Here is a 327-nt window from a genome sequence, read left to right as displayed (position 1 = left end):
ATCTGCGTGGCGGAGTTGACGGTGAATGATGTGGCGGCCACGCCGTCGAAGCCCACTGCCGTCGCGCCGGAGAGATTCGTGCCGGTCAGTGTGACCGTGGTGCCTCCCGAGATCGGCCCCTGGGTGGGGCTCAGGCCGGTGACCGAGGGCGCCGCGAGGTAGGTGAAGACGAGCGAGTTGCTGGTGCCGCCGGGGGTGGTCACGGTCACGGCTGCGGCACCGGCCGCATGAGCGGGGGCCACCGCGGTGATCTGCGTGGCGGAGTTGACGGTGAATGATGTGGCGGCCACGCCGTCGAAGCCCACTGCCGTCGCGCCGGAGAGATTC

Annotated in this window: 1 protein-coding gene; it reads right to left on the bottom strand. The window is 70.0% G+C overall.

What is annotated here, in order from left to right; translation table 11 throughout:
- Window positions 1-327: IPT/TIG domain-containing protein (locus tag ADK57_RS16615; RefSeq protein ID WP_234390223.1), on the bottom strand; the 327-nt coding region annotated here is incomplete at both ends.

This window comes from Streptomyces sp. MMG1533 (assembly GCF_001279775.1).
In the GTDB taxonomy this organism is placed as follows: Bacteria; Actinomycetota; Actinomycetes; order Streptomycetales; family Streptomycetaceae; genus Streptomyces.
The sequence above is the reverse complement of the archived record's forward strand: the minus strand, read 5'-3'. Positions and strand labels throughout refer to the sequence as shown.